Below are 13,101 nucleotides of genomic sequence, written 5' to 3' on the forward strand. Positions count from 1 at the left end.
GACTTCGTCGGCACCCTCACCCGCACCCAGTTGAACGGGCCCGATGACATCCCCGCCCTGAAGGCGATCCAGGGCCAATACGTCCTCACGCCCCTGTCGCGCTTCACGGGCCAACCAGCGCCTCCGCCCGCCCCAGTGGTGGCCTGGCCCGCCTGGGATGCCAGCAAAGCGGAAGGGATCGGCTTCATCACCTACCTCAACGCCCTGTTGCCGTTCATGCCCGCCGTGCCATCGGAGCTGCCGATGCGTGCCCGGTTCGCCCGCATCGGCATCGGCCCCGGCCTGCCCTTTGATCCGGCCAAGCTGGACCCGAAGCTCCGCACCGCCCTGGAGGAAGGGGTGGCCGAGGCCAGCCAGGAGCTCAAGGCCAAGGCCCAACAACAGACCAGCTCCCAGGGATTCTTCGGCAGCCGACAGCAACTGGGGTCTGATTACCTCACGTTCCGCTCGATGGGAGCGATGCTGGGGATCTATGGCAACAGCAGTGAAGAGGCCTTCTATGCCACCCAGCAGACCGGGCCCAACGGTCAAGTGCTTGATGGGCGCAAGCGATGGGTGCTGCGATTCGAACCGGGCCAGCTGCCACCGGTGACGGAGTTCTGGTCGGTGACGATGTACAAGCTGCCGGAACGCCTGCTTGTGGAGAACCCCATTCAACGCTATTCGATCGGTGATCGCACATCCGGACTGAAGCTGGGAACCGATGGATCCCTGGAGATCTATATCCAGAGCGAGAATCCAGGAGCGGACAAGGTCTCGAATTGGTTGCCTGCGCCAGCTGGACCCTTTTTCTTCGTGGCGCGCTTGTATGGCCCTAAGGATCCAGTCCTGAAGGGAACATGGAGGCTGCCACGCTTGACAGAAGTCAAGTGAACCACGCTTATGCACAACTGAATCGCTTGACGAATACGCGCTGCTGAGTGGAGGCGCTAGTCCGCGATCGCCCACTGATTGCGACCGTTTTCTTTCGCTTTGTATAATCCCTTGTCTGCTCTTGACAGCAGGTTGATGCACTTCGGGTCTGGCGGGCTAAATGGGCTGATGCCAATGCTCACCGTGCTGCGAATAGATTCTCCAGAGGTCAGTTCAATGGTGGCATTGGCCACATTCTCTCGAATCCGTTCAGCGACAGTGCACGCCTCTGGCAAGGGTGTGTTCGGAAGAAGGACGACAAACTCTTCGCCACCGAAACGTGCAATGACATCGTGGGGGCGGAGGGTGGATTCACAAACTTGAGCAATCTTCTTCAGGACGATATCTCCATTGATGTGCCCATGGCAATCGTTGACTGACTTGAAATTATCAACATCAAGAATTAGCAGCGACATTGGCTCATCAGTGTGCAGAGTTCTTTCTGGCTCGATCTCGAGGCAGTCCAGAAGATAGCGGCGACTGTACACCTTCGTTAGGGGGTCACGGTTGACCATCTCTAAGAGCTGGGTTTGTAGATCCTCCAGCTCAAGTAAGAGCCTGACAGCGAAACTGCTTGCTAAAGGCGCAACGATTCCGGGAACAATGGCGCCTATCAGTAATGACTTTAGAAGGACATCTCTTCCCTCCCACCAAAACACGGTCATGATTACTCCAGTAATCATGACTGACATCAGAACAGAGAACAACGTGATCGCGAGTACGGAGCGATAACGCCCCATGCCGAAGACTGCGTTTCGCCAGGTCTTAGCTGTTTGAGTGCCAGGGGCGGCCGTTGTCATGACCAAGAATCAGTTGGCCAATGAAAGGAGGCGGCGAAAAAGACCGGCGTCATGTAGTTCTGAGTACGATCGCTACAGCATAAATCATCGGGGCGGAGAATGCTGTGATGTTTTGATTAGAGTCGGTGGTGATCGTTTGCGGCTCCATTCAGCCGGTTTGTCTCTTTCGCAAGCGTGACATCAAACGACCTCGCAAGGCCCCTGCGTTGTCAGGCCCTTCCGCAACGGCAATGGCTCAGGTTATGCTGCCGGCCTGGATAACCTCCAAAGAGGACGTACAGTTGGCACGTGAAGGAAGCCTCCGGGTTGGCAGCCGAACCCTTGCCTATCTGGAAACCGGCGACAACTCTGGACCGTTGGTCATCCATAACCACGGAGGGCCCTCCAGCCGTTTGGAGGCGAATCTCTTCGCTACGGCTGCAAGGGCCCATGGGCTGAGGTTGGTCTGTGTGGATCGGCCTGGCATCGGTGGGTCTGACCCTCAGCCTGGCCGCAGCTTCGCGTCATGGGCCAATGACCTCCTGGCCCTGGCCGAATCGTTCGGTGCCCAGCATTTCGCGGTGACCGGCTGGTCGGAAGGGGGCCCGTGGGCACTTGCCGCCGCCGCCTACCTGGATCCTGCCCGTCTGGCCCATGTCAGCTGCATCGCCGGTGCCAGCTACGGAACGTTTGGAGCTAACTGGGCCGCGAAATACCAAAGCAGCGTTGATGCGCTTGGGGGGCGCCTGGCGTTGCACTTCCACCCTGGCTTCAGGCTCATGTATGAACTTCTGGGGTTGAGTGCGACGCGCTTTGAGGCCAGCTATCTACAGGCGCTGAAGAAGTCGATTGGTGCCTCTGATCAGAAGGTGCTGTCCGATGAGGGAGTCTGCCAATCTTTTCTGGAGGCATCGCGTGAGTGTTTTCGTCAGGGTGCCGAGGGACTGGTCGCTGACGCCACAATGCTCTACGAGGCCTGGCCCTTCGACTTGACCACAGTGACGCGTCCGGTGCATTTCTGGCAGGGAACGGATGACAAACTGGTGCCTGAACCCATCAACAGGACGGTGGCGGACCAAACCCCCGGAGCCATCTGGCATTCCATCAGCGGCGGAGGCCATTTCATTGCCCTCAGCCATGCCAACGAGATCCTGGCTCAGGTGGCCAGCGATCTCGATGGCCATGGGCATGGATAGGACCTCCATGGCGCCTCAAGGACCCACCATCCCTTCAGCACCGCGATCCATTCAGAAGGGCACGCCTCTGAAGCTCCTGCTGGGTCAGGAGGCCATTGAGTGTCTGGCGCAGAATATTCAGTACGTCGATGCAGACTTCCCGGCCAGCCGATTCTGTGAATCCGCATTGGCCGGCCTTGAACCGTTGGCCATCATGCAGCGCGGTTTGCACATCGCCAAGGCGCTCCACGAATTCCTGCCTGGGAACTATGAGGAGGCGATCAGGGTTCTCATGGCGTCCTTGACGCCGGAGAAGTCAGACACAGAAGACTTGGGCGTGGCAGGCTTTTTCTATCTTCCCCACAGTTTCTTCGTTTCTGAATATGGGCAGCATGAACAACACAACAGCGGCAACGACCCTTTTGTGGCGTCAATGCTGGCTTTGCATGCGTTGACCATGCGATTCACGGCGGAGTTTGCCATCCGCACGTTCCTGATCCAGCAGCAAGAGCGCACGCTGGAGCAGGTGGGCCAGTGGATTGCCGACCCTAACCCGCATGTGCGGCGCCTCTGCAGCGAGGGGACGCGCCCAAGGCTCCCATGGGGCAAACGTATTGCCTCGTTTATTGCCGACCCAAGGCCAACACTGCCCATCCTTGAATCCCTGAAAGACGATCCATCGCTGTACGTCCGCCGCAGCGTTGCCAACCACCTGGGGGACATCGCCAAAGACCATCCGGATCTCGTCTATGCCACCTGTGAGCGTTGGTTGCAGGACGGCGCCTCCGCAGACCTTCAGTGGTTGATCCGCCATGCGGTTCGCTATCCCTCCAAGCAGGGAGATGCACGGGCAAGGAAGATCCGTGAAAAAGCTTGCTAGCATCCAATCAGTTCTTGACGTCGAATGAAGAACGACTGTTCTGATTTGCGTTCCAAACAAGCCCTTGATGGGTGGTTGGCATCAACTCAGACCTTCCGATTCGCTTTCCTCGCCATAGCTGTCGTCGCTGCAGGCGGCTCCGCTCCTGGCCATGCAGCGCAAGCTGCGGCCAAGTTCGGCCCGGCATGGACATCCGTCGACTGCAAGACCTTCGACGTGCCCGCCGCCATCGCCGCCCAGTCGGATTGCGGTTACGTCACCGTCCCCGAGCAGCATGCCAAACCCCAGGGACGCACCATCCAGCTCGGCGTGGTCCGCACCCGCAGCACGGGAAAAAGCCCGGCGGCCGATCCCCTGTTCGTGGAGCAAGGCGGACCTGGGGATTCCACCATCGGCGACATTGCCAATGGGGCTCTCCCGAAGTACCCCGAACTGCCGGCCTTGCTGCAGGGCCGTGATCTGATCTTCGTGGAAGAGCGGGGCACCAGGTTCGCCAAGCCTTTCCTGTTCTGCCCTGAACTCAATACCCACACCATCGCTGTGGCGCAGGGGAAGCAGAGCTACACCGACCCAAGCTGGATCAGGGCCTGTAACGCTCGCCTGAAGGCCCAGGGGATCAATCCCAGCGCCTTCAACACCCGCGAGAATGCGGCCGATATCTACACCGTCGTCGAGACGTTGGGCTATCCGGTCTTCAACTACTACGGGGTGTCCTACGGCACGTTGCTGGGGCAATACGTCATCGCCCAGGCCGACAGGCACAAGTCCAAACTCCGCAGCGTGATCCTCGATGGCGTCGTGCGGCCGGATCTGGATTTCAATCTGGCCTCAAGTCATACTTTCAGCTATGCCCTGAGGAACGTGTTCCGCGCCTGCGCGCAGGACCAACAGTGCAACGCGGCCTACCCGAATCTGGAGACGACGTTTCTGGGGATCGTCGATCGGCTCAACCAGAAGCCCGTGCCCCTGACCCTCACCATTCCCTCCAGCAAGCAGACCTTCACTACCCAGCTCGACGGCAACGCGTTCATCACGGGCGTCGTGCCCTATCTCGCCCGGCCCTATTCCGGTGAATCGGCCCGCGGCAGTTCCCTGCCCCGCTTCATTGATGCCGCCAGCCAGGGCAACTTCGGCTGGATCGCCGAATCCCTGTCGGATCTCGAACCGAGGGGGGCCAGGGAGATGTATCACACGGTCGTCTGTGCCCGGGGTCGATCGGTTCGCCTCCAGCCCTCCCAGGTGCTGCCGCCGCCCTACCCGCAGTTGCTCCCCCTGGGTCTGCGTGAAGCCGAAGCGGTGAACAACGCCTGCGACGTGCTCCAGGTGGAGCAGAAACCTCCCTTTGTCTATGCCAATCCGCAGATCCCCACCCTGGTGCTGAACGGCAGCGACGACCCGGTCACACCAGCCCCCTACGGCGAAGCCGTGGCCAGCAACTTCACCACCGCCTACGTGTTCACCTTCCCCGGTGTCGGCCATGGGGCGCTGTTTGCGCCGCCGGGGATGGCCGCCGCCGCCTGCGTGACACAGATCGCTTCAGACTTTCTGGCCAACCCGAAGCAATCACCCGACAGCCGTTGCCTGGCCCAGGTCAAGCCGGTATTCGTCGTTGAGTGATCGCTGGTAACTGCCAACCCCTGCCCTCCAGGCGATGACGTTCCTCTCCTTTCTCGTCCCGCTGCTGGTGCACTACGCGTTGACCGTGCTGCCACTGGGCGTGGGGCTGCTGGCCTTTGCCAGAACAGGCCCCGGCCGCAGGCGTCAGCGTTGGATCGTGGTGGCTGGCCTGTTGGCTGTTCTGGGTGGCGCTCTGGTGCTGCTCCAGGGCAAGGAGGCTCTGCTGGGTGCGCCAGACGACGGCACCTGGTTCGTCGTGGTGACGGGACTGCTGCCGATCGCCCTGGGGGGCCTCAGCCTGCTGCGCTGGTCGCGGCTCTGAGCCTCCGAAGCAGGCAGGCTGGGGACATCAGGGCCCGGTGATGCCGCAGACGCTCCTTTCCACCCTCTCCCCCGGTGAACGGCTGTCGATCGCCGGCACCTACTCCCTGACCCTGCTGGAGAACCTCTGCACGCTCTCCTATCCGGCGATCACCGGCTGGGCGGTCGATGGGCTGCTGAAGGGCAGCTACCGGGGCCTGTCGGCGCTGATCGCCGTGTGGCTCGTGCACCTGGTCACGGCCTTCGTGCGGCAGCGCTTCGATACCCGGGTCTTCATGGGCCTCTATGCCCGCCTCGCCGTGCGCACCGTGGCCGAGCAGAAGCGCCTCGGCCATGGCACCAGCATCGTGTCGGCGCGGGTGGAGATGATGCGCGACATGGTCGGCTTCTTCGAGGCCGACGTGCCGGCGATGTTCTCCCAGGTCGTGACGGTGGTGGGCTCGCTGGTGATGCTGTTCACCTACGACCTCCAGGCCGGACTGATCGCCATGGCGGTGCTGCTGCCGATGGGGCTCGTCAACGGCTGGTACTGGCGGCGCGCCCTGCGCCTGCACCGCGGCCTCAACGACCAGATCGAGCGCGAGATCGAGGACATCGAGGCGGCGCGGCCGTTGCGCCTGCGGCGCCACTTCGGCCGGGTGCGGCGCTGGCATGTGCAGCTCTCCGACAGCGAATCGTGGACCTGGACCGTGACGGAGCTCGCCACGATCGTGGCCCTGGTGGTGCTGCTGATCGACTTCACCCGATCGGCGTCTTTCAGTGCCGGCGCCATCTATGCCGTGCTCGCCTACGTGTTCGACTACCTCGAGGGCCTCGACAGCGCTCCGGCGCTGGTGAACAACGTTGCCCGGCTCCGCGACATCCGGGCGCGGCTGGGCAACGCAGAGGCAGCCGATTGAGCGGACGGTGCAGCTCATGGAGCGGACGGGTCACCTCGCTTAGCGTCAAGCTCTTGCTCCACCGGCTCTGGCGCGATGGCCACCACCCTGCGACCTCTGCTGGCGGCCCTGTTGCTTTCGGTGCCCGGCGCCGCTTCGGCCGGCGAGTTTCCCGTGCAGGGCGGCTACGGCTTCGACGCCCTCAAGCCGACGTCCACCACATGCCATCGCATCACGTCGCAGGAGGCGGCGAGATTCACCCGCTGTGAGTTTTCGCCGGCCGGCTACGCCTTCGGGCTTCCCTCCCAGTACCACAAGTGCGACGCCTTGCCCCGGGGTGAAGTTTTCATCTACCAGTCAGCGGCGAAGTGTCAGGCGTCTCTGGAGACGATGCAGTCGAATGGGCCCTGATTGGGTGCTGTGGACCCATCCCACCGGGCTGGCGCCACTCTCCCCAGGGCAGGCAAGCCGAATCGGCCGCCGGCCCTTAATTGGCTCTTAACGATTTACTTCAATGGCGTTTGACAGCGGCGTCTTGGTCTGAAATGGGGATCATTAAGCTGACGCGGAGCGGTGAGGCACCGGAAGATTGCTCTCATTGGTATCAGTGGCACTGGGAAAACAACCCTGGCACGTTGTATCTCACGGCTATCGGCGATCCCGTTGCATCACATGGATTGTCTGATCTGGGCTGAGAATTGGGCCGAACGCAGCCTGGAGGCGATCGATGCGGAGCTGCAGGCCATCCTCAGAACGGATGCCTGGATCGTCGAAGGTTGGATTGATGCGTACTCCCAGAAGATCTTGGAAGCTGCAGATCTTGTGATCTATCTCGACTATTCGGGTTGGTTGGCTCTGTGGAGTGGCCTGAAGCGAGGTTGGAGGCATCGCGTCACACCCCGACCTGAGCTGCCTGCCGGTTGCTGTGATTCCTGGAGGTTGAAGGCTCTCCTGGCCCTGCTGCGCCAAGAAGAGCGGCCGCGGATTGAACGCTTCCTGGCGACGTGGGCACCTGCCAACCTGGTCCGGTGCCGATCGCGATCGGAGGCTGCCGTTGTGCTGGGACGCATGGGATTGAGCGAAGGACCCGCGAGGGCGGCCTAGTTGGCCACGTTGGCATCGCTCCGGTGCTCGGGATCCAACGTCTCGATGAGGTTCCGTCAGCACGGCATCATGGCGTTGGGCCCATCAGCTGAACCATGGTTGTCGTCTCTGAGATCGCCCCCGACCTGTTCCGGCTCTCGGTCCATGTGCCGGAATTCGATCTGCAGTTCAACCACTTCCTGGTGCGCGACGAGGAGCCGCTGCTGTTTCACGCCGGGCTCAAGGGCATGTTTCCGGCCCTGCGCGACGCCGTGGCCACGCTGATCGATCCCACCCAGCTGCGCCACATCGCCTGGAGCCATTTCGAAGCCGATGAGATCGGTGGCCTCAACCACTGGCTGGAGCTGGCGCCCCAGGCCCAGCCGGTCTGCACCCTCGTCGGCAAGTTGGTGAGCGTGGATGATTTCGCCCTCCGCCCCGCCCGTGGCATGGCGGAGGGCGATGTGCTCAGCACCGGCCAGTACCGCTTCCGCTTCCACCGCACGCCCCATCTCCCCCATGGCTGGGACGCCGGCCTGCTGTTCGAGGAAAGCCGCCGCACCCTGTTCTGCTCCGATCTCTTCCACCAGTTCGGCGATGTCGCCGCCGTCACCACCTCCGATCTGATCGGACCGGCGCGCCAGGCGATGCAGCAGATGCAGAGTGGCCCCCTGGCCGATTACATGCCCTACACCAGCCGTTCGGCCGGCCTGCTTGCGGGGCTGGCTGCGTTGCAGCCGCAGACGCTGGCCGTCATGCACGGCTCCTCGTTCACCGGCAACAGCGAGCAGATGCTGAGCGATCTGGCGGGGGTGATTCAGGAGGGGTTTGAGGGGGGCTGAAGGGGAGTGGTGCGGCTGCATCCACAACGGGTATAGTCCACGTATAGCCGCGACGCTCCCATGCAGACGCGAGTCCAAAAATGGGGAAACAGCCTTGGCGTGCGGATCCCGCGCGGTCTGGCTGAGCAGATTGGTCTTGGTGCCGGCGCTGAGGTTAGCCTGAGCGCCAAGGATGGAGAGTTGGTTGTGAAGCCTGCCCTTCCCACGCGCCTCAATCTGGATGATCTCCTGGAGGCAGTGACGGCCGAGAATCTCCATTCCTCCGTCGATACAGGAGAGGCTGTTGGTCTGGAGATCTTTTGATGTCCCCGGCGTATATCCCTGATCGTGGCGACCTGGTGTGGCTGGAGTTCACACCACAGTCGGGTAGTGAGCAGGCTGGAAGGCGTCCGGCCCTTGTGATCTCGCCAAAGTCCTACAACGCCAAGGTTGGCTTGGCTTTGTTTTGTCCAGTTACATCCAGAGTCAAAGGATATCCTTTTGAGGTGCTCTTGCAGGAGAACAGCGCTGTGGTTGGCGTCGTTCTTGCCGATCAGCTCAAAAGCCTTGACTGGCGTGCGAGAAAGGCCAGGCTGATTGAGCAGGCTTCGTTTGATGTCTTGGCCATGGTTATTGCAAGGCTCCTACCGCTTCTTGACCCAGGCACTCATGGCAAGCCTTAGCCAGTACAGCCCATGCCCCTGCGACTCAAAACCCTCTCAACGCTGTGGGCACAGAGCTTCGCAGCCTTCGGCCTGATCGCTGCGGTCGCCTACGCACTGCCGCCGGGTCGTGCCGCCTCACCCATCCTCATCCCCGGCGTCGGGCTGTTTGTCGTCCTGAACGGATCTCTGCTTTTCGGGAGCGGTTTCGGACGCGTTGGGGATTGTCTTGTCATTGTCTTCGGCTCAGCGGCTGCATGGGCCAGCCTGTTCGTTGCGTTGCTGCTGATCGTGCGCAGCCTCGTCGGGCGTGAATGATGCTCGCTACGCCGCCGTCAGCACCGCCAGGGCTTCGGCCTGGTGGTCGCCCTGCCAGAGCCATTGCCACCGCCAGCCACAGGCCTCGGCGACCCCGCGGATGGCCTCCCGATCCGCCGGGAAATCGAACTGGCTGAGGTGGTCGATCACCGGCTGCTGCTGCTCGGGCGCCAGCACGCCCCAGTCGCTGCGGATCCGGTCCACATAGCGCGCCACATAGGCCGGGCGGTCTTCCCCGGGCGGGCGGAACACGTCGGCCCAGAGGAACAGGCCGTTCGAGGCCAGATGGCGGCGGCAGAGCCGCAGGAAGCGGGCCTTGTCATCGTCGCCCAGATGGTGAATGGCGAAGGCGGAATGGAGCAGGTCGACCGGTTCGGGCCCCGGTTCGGCTTCGGCCCAGGCCAGCAGATCCTGCTCCCGCCACTGGCAGGGGTAGGGCACCGGGCCCAGGGCGGCCGCTGCCCGGGGCAGCACCGGAGCCGAGAGGTCGACGCCCAGGTAGGAGCCCAGTGGCAGGCCTCGCAGCAGCGGCGCCATCACGGCCAGGTCGCCGCAGCCGAGATCCACCATCCGGGGCGCCGCTGAGCCGGCCGGCCGTGCCGCCAGCCAGGCCTCCAGCGCCTGGCCCAGGGCCTCCGTCAGGGCCCGGTGCTGCATCAGGTCGTGGTCCACCACCGCCCGGTAGGTGGCCCACTGGCGATCGAAGAAGTCCATCCGGTGGTGTCGCGGGCCTCAGCCTCCACCGTGAGGATGGCAGCCCCCGGCCCACGGCACCGCCAGCCAGTCAGCTTTCGGAGGCCATCGCTATGGTCAGCGCCACCTTGGCGCCACGGCGCGAGTTATTCAGTGACGGAACGGCGGATGCATCTGGTGCGCTGGGCGCTCACCACCGGCTGGCTGCTGATCATCCTCTCCCTGCTCTACGACCCGTTCACGCCCCGCTTCACCGAGCCCGACCACCCCTGGAGCCCCCTGCGGCTGCCGGAGGCCTGCGTGACGGTGCAGGGCACCTGCCTGCCGGAAACCCCCTATCCCCTGGGCACCACCCTGTTCTGGGGCCTGGTGGTGCCCTCGGGGATCTTCATCCTGCTGGTCTTTGGCCATGAGGTGTGGCGGCGGATCTGCCCGCTCTCCTTCCTCTCCCAGATCCCCCGTGCCCTGGGGCTGCAGCGCCAGATCGCCAAGGTGAACCCCAAGACGGGGGAGAAGCGCCTGCAGCTGGCCAAGGTGCCGGGCGATTCCTGGCTCGGCAAGCACTACTCCCGGCTGCAGTTCGGCTGGCTGTTCGTGGGCCTCTGCGGCCGCATCCTCTTCTTCAATGCCGACCGCCTGGTGCTGTTCGCCTGGCTCACGTTCACCATCGTCTGTGCCATCGCGGTGGGCTGGCTCTACGGCGGCAAGAGCTGGTGCCAGTACTTCTGCCCGATGGCACCGGTGCAGAGCGTCTTCTCCACCCCCACCGGCCTGCTGGGTAGCCGCGCCCACATGGCCAGCACGCCGATCACCCAGTCGATGTGCCGCACCGTCCAGCCCGACGGCAGTGAGCAGAGCGCCTGCGTGGCCTGCCAGCAGCCCTGCATCGACATCGACGCCGAGCGCCTCTACTGGGCCAAGCTCCCCTCCCCCGCCTTCGCCTTCGAGCGCTACGGCTACCTGGGCCTGGTGTTCGGTTACTTCGTCTACTACTACGTCTACGCCGGCAACTGGGACTACTACTTCTCCGGCGTCTGGCTGCGCCAGGAGGACCAGCTGGCCCAGCTGCTGCGGCCGGGCTTCTACCTGTTCGGCCAGCCGATCGACGTGCCCAAGCTGGTGGCGGTGCCCCTGTTCCTGGGGCTGTGCACCTGGCTCGGCACCCTCGCCGGCCGGGCGATCGAATCGGCCCTGCGGAGCCGGGTGCGGCGCCGCGGCGCCGAGCCCGACCGCGAGCGGATCCGCCACCGGGTGTTCGTGGTGGCCACCTTCCTGGTGTTCAACTTCTTCTTCCTGTTCGCCGGCCGGCCGCTGCTGCTGCTGGCTCCCGACTGGGTCCAGTACCTGTTCGACGTGACCCTGGTGGCCGTCAGCACCCTGTGGCTCTACCGGGCCTGGAACCGCTCCCCCGACCTCTACGGCCGCGAGAACCTGGCCGAGCGCTTCCGCAAGCAGCTCACCCGCATGGACCTGGACGTGGGCCGTTTCCTCGACGGCCGCTCCCTGGCCGACCTGGGCACCGAGGAGGTGTACGTGCTGGCCAAGGTGCTGCCGGGCTTCACCGGCCAGAAGCGGCTCGAGGCCTACAAGGGCGTGGTGCGGGAAGCCCTCGAGGAAGGCTTCGTCAACGCCGCCAGCAGCCTGGAGGTGCTCAAGCAGATGCGCCTCTCCCTCGGCATCAGCGACGGCGAGCACCGTCAGGTGCTCGATGAACTCGGCGTGGAGGATCCCGGCCTGCTGGATCCCGACAGCCGCCGCAGCCTGGAGGACCAGATCCGCCTCAGCGGCTACCGCAAGTCGCTGGAGCGGCTGATGCTGGTGCAGCGCCTCGGCAGCGGCCCGGTGGCGGGCGGCCCCGATGGCGCTTCCCTGCAGGCCCTGCGGCGCGAGTACGGCATCTCCTCCCGCGAGGAGGAGCAGGTGCTCGACGACCTCTCCCCCGCCGCGGCGGCGATCCACAAGGTGGAGCGGCTGCTGGAGCGGCTGCCGGCCCTCACCGACGGCTACCGGGCCCTGCACCAGAGCGCCCTGCGCCACCAGTCCGCCGTGCTCGCTTTGCTCGACGACCGGCTGCAGCTGCGCAAGGAGCTGACCCTGCGGGCGATCCTCGACGGCCTGGCCACCCTCCAGGAGGATCCGGCGGTGCCGGCCCTGGTGCAGCGCCTCCAGGCCATCGCCCCCCTGGAGCTGCCGGAACTGCTGCACCGGGAGGGTTGGGAGTCCCGCCTGCCGGCGGGCGTCGCAGGCACCCTGGCCCACCCCGGTGGGGAGGCCCCCTCCTGTTCCCTGGAGGTGCCCGTCGAAGAGACCCTCAGCTTCCTGGCCACCCTGGTCGCCGATTCCAGTCCCACCCTCGCCTCCGCCGGCCTGTTCCTGACGGCCTGCCTCGATGGCGGCCGGGCCCGCTCCATGGCGGCCGGACTGGGCGTGCCGGGGGCACCGGCCCTGCTGCGCCAGACAGCCCGGGCGGTCGAGGCCCTCGACGGTCCCCCGGACCTGCGCGGTTTCCCGGAGCTGGAGAAGCGCGTGTTCCTGGCCACCAGCGATTTCTTCCGCCGCTCAGACTCCGACACCCTCGATGCCCTGGCCTCCCAGGCCGATGTGCGCACCTTTGCCAAGGGTGAGCTGATCACCGAGACGGGCGACACCTGCCGCGAACTGCTGCTGCTGATCGAGGGCCGGGCCCGGGTCCTGCACCGGGACGGGCAGCGCACCTGGGTGGAGGATCTCCAGCCCGGGCGGGTGCTCGACGAGCTCCAGGTGCTCACCCACAGCGCCTCCGAGAGCACGATCGTGGCCGAGGCCGACGGCACCCGCCTGCTGGCCGTGCCGGTGGATTCCTTCGATGCAGTGCTGGAGAGCGATCCGGACTTCGCCCGCCGGGTGCTGGAGCTGGAGAGCGGCCAGCTGCAGCGGCTGATGCGGGCGGGAGTCTCCTGAGTCCGGAGTCCCCGGCGCCGTT

General features: G+C 64.3%; 15 protein-coding genes. 13 read left to right on the top strand and 2 right to left on the bottom strand.

Annotation, left to right across the window (positions count from 1 at the left end):
• The first annotated feature begins 138 nt into the window (after positions 1–138).
• Positions 139–873: a DUF1214 domain-containing protein gene (locus H6G99_RS16650; RefSeq protein WP_190612171.1), complete on the top strand. Its 735-nt coding sequence runs from the start codon at positions 139–141 to the stop codon at positions 871–873.
• 56 nt (positions 874–929) lie between these two features.
• Here the strand turns inward: H6G99_RS16650 and H6G99_RS14255 are convergent, their stop codons facing one another.
• On the bottom strand, positions 930–1,712 hold the full coding sequence (locus H6G99_RS14255) for a GGDEF domain-containing protein (RefSeq protein WP_190612172.1): 783 nt from the start codon (positions 1,710–1,712) through the stop codon (positions 930–932).
• Positions 1,713–1,837: 125 nt separating this feature from the next.
• On the opposite strand from H6G99_RS14255, the gene H6G99_RS14260 reads away from it, so the two are divergent.
• The 11 genes from H6G99_RS14260 (at position 1,838) to H6G99_RS14310 (ending at position 9,446) form a co-directional block, all read left to right on the top strand.
• Complete coding sequence (locus H6G99_RS14260) at positions 1,838–2,887, top strand: alpha/beta fold hydrolase (RefSeq protein WP_199297225.1); 1,050 nt, start codon at positions 1,838–1,840, stop codon at positions 2,885–2,887.
• Complete coding sequence (locus H6G99_RS14265) at positions 2,868–3,746, top strand: DNA alkylation repair protein (RefSeq protein WP_286191180.1); 879 nt, start codon at positions 2,868–2,870, stop codon at positions 3,744–3,746. Before H6G99_RS14260 ends, H6G99_RS14265 begins: the two co-directional genes overlap by 20 nt.
• A gap of 24 nt (positions 3,747–3,770) precedes the next feature.
• Positions 3,771–5,363, top strand: a complete 1,593-nt coding sequence (locus H6G99_RS14270; RefSeq protein ID WP_094586802.1) for an alpha/beta hydrolase — start codon at positions 3,771–3,773, stop codon at positions 5,361–5,363.
• Between the two features lie 34 nt (positions 5,364–5,397).
• Entirely contained in the window at positions 5,398–5,685 is a 288-nt protein-coding gene (locus tag H6G99_RS14275) for a hypothetical protein (RefSeq protein WP_094586800.1), read from the top strand.
• 40 nt (positions 5,686–5,725) lie between these two features.
• The gene (locus H6G99_RS14280; protein WP_094586798.1) at positions 5,726–6,583 is read left to right on the top strand and encodes an ABC transporter six-transmembrane domain-containing protein; all 858 of its coding nucleotides are present in this window, start codon (positions 5,726–5,728) and stop codon (positions 6,581–6,583) included.
• 75 nt (positions 6,584–6,658) lie between these two features.
• Entirely contained in the window at positions 6,659–6,973 is a 315-nt protein-coding gene (locus H6G99_RS14285) for a hypothetical protein (protein WP_094586796.1), read from the top strand.
• A gap of 252 nt (positions 6,974–7,225) precedes the next feature.
• The gene (locus H6G99_RS14290; RefSeq protein ID WP_190612173.1) at positions 7,226–7,666 is read left to right on the top strand and encodes a P-loop NTPase family protein; all 441 of its coding nucleotides are present in this window, start codon (positions 7,226–7,228) and stop codon (positions 7,664–7,666) included.
• A gap of 95 nt (positions 7,667–7,761) precedes the next feature.
• Positions 7,762–8,487, top strand: a complete 726-nt coding sequence (locus H6G99_RS14295; protein ID WP_190612174.1) for an oxygen-binding di-iron domain-containing protein — start codon at positions 7,762–7,764, stop codon at positions 8,485–8,487.
• A 60-nt stretch (positions 8,488–8,547) separates the two neighbouring features.
• The gene (locus tag H6G99_RS14300) at positions 8,548–8,790 is read left to right on the top strand and encodes an AbrB/MazE/SpoVT family DNA-binding domain-containing protein (RefSeq protein ID WP_190612175.1); all 243 of its coding nucleotides are present in this window, start codon (positions 8,548–8,550) and stop codon (positions 8,788–8,790) included.
• A complete protein-coding gene (gene mazF / locus H6G99_RS14305) occupies positions 8,790–9,149 on the top strand; it encodes an endoribonuclease MazF (RefSeq protein WP_190612176.1) in 360 nt (119 codons plus the stop codon). Before H6G99_RS14300 ends, mazF begins: the two co-directional genes overlap by 1 nt.
• 12 nt (positions 9,150–9,161) lie before the next feature.
• Positions 9,162–9,446, top strand: a complete 285-nt coding sequence (locus H6G99_RS14310; protein WP_190612177.1) for a hypothetical protein — start codon at positions 9,162–9,164, stop codon at positions 9,444–9,446.
• Positions 9,447–9,452: 6 nt separating this feature from the next.
• On the opposite strand, the gene H6G99_RS14315 is transcribed toward H6G99_RS14310, so the two are convergent.
• Positions 9,453–10,160 carry a class I SAM-dependent methyltransferase gene (locus tag H6G99_RS14315; protein ID WP_190612178.1) on the bottom strand — a complete coding sequence of 236 codons (708 nt, stop codon included), beginning with the start codon at positions 10,158–10,160 and terminating at the stop codon, positions 9,453–9,455.
• A 147-nt stretch (positions 10,161–10,307) separates the two neighbouring features.
• Here H6G99_RS14315 and H6G99_RS14320 point away from each other — a divergent pair, with 147 nt between their 5' ends.
• Positions 10,308–13,079 (top strand): cyclic nucleotide-binding domain-containing protein, encoded by a 2,772-nt coding sequence (locus tag H6G99_RS14320; protein WP_190612179.1) that lies wholly within the window; start codon positions 10,308–10,310, stop codon positions 13,077–13,079.
• The last annotated feature ends 22 nt before the right edge of the window (positions 13,080–13,101 follow it).

Source organism: Synechococcus sp. FACHB-909, from assembly GCF_014698945.1.
Classification (GTDB): Bacteria; Cyanobacteriota; Cyanobacteriia; order PCC-6307; family Cyanobiaceae; genus Cyanobium.

What these genes read in the sequence shown, in the direction of transcription:
- H6G99_RS14280 (WP_094586798.1), top strand. Translation starts at nt 5,726, where the DNA reads ATGCCGCAGACGCTCCTTTCCACCCTCTCCCCCGGTGAACGGCTGTCG.
- H6G99_RS14295 (WP_190612174.1), top strand. Translation starts at nt 7,762, where the DNA reads ATGGTTGTCGTCTCTGAGATCGCCCCCGACCTGTTCCGGCTCTCGGTC.
- H6G99_RS14320 (WP_190612179.1), top strand. Translation starts at nt 10,308, where the DNA reads ATGCATCTGGTGCGCTGGGCGCTCACCACCGGCTGGCTGCTGATCATC.
- H6G99_RS14310 (WP_190612177.1), top strand. Translation starts at nt 9,162, where the DNA reads ATGCCCCTGCGACTCAAAACCCTCTCAACGCTGTGGGCACAGAGCTTC.
- H6G99_RS14285 (WP_094586796.1), top strand. Translation starts at nt 6,659, where the DNA reads ATGGCCACCACCCTGCGACCTCTGCTGGCGGCCCTGTTGCTTTCGGTG.
- mazF (WP_190612176.1), top strand. Translation starts at nt 8,790, where the DNA reads ATGTCCCCGGCGTATATCCCTGATCGTGGCGACCTGGTGTGGCTGGAG.
- H6G99_RS14255 (WP_190612172.1), bottom strand. Translation starts at nt 1,712, where the DNA reads ATGACAACGGCCGCCCCTGGCACTCAAACAGCTAAGACCTGGCGAAAC.
- H6G99_RS14315 (WP_190612178.1), bottom strand. Translation starts at nt 10,160, where the DNA reads ATGGACTTCTTCGATCGCCAGTGGGCCACCTACCGGGCGGTGGTGGAC.
- H6G99_RS14275 (WP_094586800.1), top strand. Translation starts at nt 5,398, where the DNA reads ATGACGTTCCTCTCCTTTCTCGTCCCGCTGCTGGTGCACTACGCGTTG.
- H6G99_RS14300 (WP_190612175.1), top strand. Translation starts at nt 8,548, where the DNA reads ATGCAGACGCGAGTCCAAAAATGGGGAAACAGCCTTGGCGTGCGGATC.
- H6G99_RS14270 (WP_094586802.1), top strand. Translation starts at nt 3,771, where the DNA reads ATGAAGAACGACTGTTCTGATTTGCGTTCCAAACAAGCCCTTGATGGG.
- H6G99_RS14265 (WP_286191180.1), top strand. Translation starts at nt 2,868, where the DNA reads ATGGCCATGGGCATGGATAGGACCTCCATGGCGCCTCAAGGACCCACC.